We start from the raw sequence: 1,018 nt of genomic DNA, 5'->3' as shown, positions 1-1,018 counted from the left end.
TCGACGTTCGGCGGCCAGTCGTTGTTGCGGATGCGCGAGGTCCAGATCAGGAACTCCGCGAGGGCGTTGATCTCGTGGTCGGAGAGATTGAACTGCGGCATCTGCCGACGGCCCGGGGCCTGGGTGGGCTGGGCGTTGATCCAGGCGTTGAGGTACGCCTTGAACGCGGCCTCGTTGCCGTTGCCACGGCGCTCGAAGACGTTGCCGAGCTCGGGGGCGAAGTAGGCACCTTCGCCGAGCAGGGTATGGCAGCCGATGCAGTCGTTCTGCTCCCACACCTCCTTGCCCTCGGCAACGGTATCGGTCAGCCCCGCGCGATTCTCGCGGTCGGGCAGCGCCGTCACCGTATCGAAGGTGAGTCCCAGGAACAGGAGGATGAAGAACAGGCTCCCCCCGTAGTAGATGTTTCGGGCCATGCCCTTGGTAAAACGTTCCGACATCGAATGTCCCCCTGAAGGTTGAGAAAGCGGTGTTCCGGTCCGCGGGGTCAGCCGAGGTGGGCGCCGACGACATCCATCAGCGCCTCCAGGGCGGCGGGCTCGTCGCTCAGCGGCTCCGCCAGGCAGGCGCGGCAGGCCGCGAGCGGTGCCACGCCCCGGGCGATCAGCCGGGCCGCGTGGACCAGCAGCCGGGTGGAGGCGGCCTCCTCGAGGTCGTGACCGTCGAGGCGTCGCAGGTCCGTGGCCAAGCGCACGAGCTGCTCCGCCCGTGCCGTGTCGATCCCCGCTTCCCGGGCGACGATCTGCCGCTCCGCGGCGGCGTCGGGGTAGCCGAAGGACAGGGCCACGAAGCGCTGCCGCGTGCTCGGCTTCAGGCCCTTCATCAGGTTGCGGTAACCGGGGTTGTACGAGACCACCAGCAGGAAGTCCGGGTGGGCCTCGATCAGCTCGCCGGTGGCGTCCAGCGGCAGCACCCGGCGGTCATCGGCGAGGGGATGGAGCACCACGGTGGTGTCCTTGCGCGCCTCGATGATCTCGTCGAGGTAGCAGATCCCGCCCTCGCGCACCGCGCGGGTCAG

General features: G+C 68.8%; 2 protein-coding genes. Both read right to left on the bottom strand.

All coding sequences use genetic code 11. The annotated features are described in order from the left end of the window. Positions 1 to 440, bottom strand: a 440-nt coding sequence (locus tag G7A99_RS20970; protein ID WP_163143838.1) for a cytochrome c, incomplete at its 3' end; no start/stop codon positions are given. Positions 441 to 487: 47 nt separating this feature from the next. Further along, positions 488 to 1,018: CbbQ/NirQ/NorQ C-terminal domain-containing protein (locus tag G7A99_RS20965; RefSeq protein ID WP_163143836.1), on the bottom strand; the 531-nt coding region annotated here is incomplete at its 5' end.

It is taken from the genome of Arhodomonas sp. KWT (genome assembly GCF_010993615.1).
This window is presented reverse-complemented; position numbering and strand designations above follow the sequence as displayed.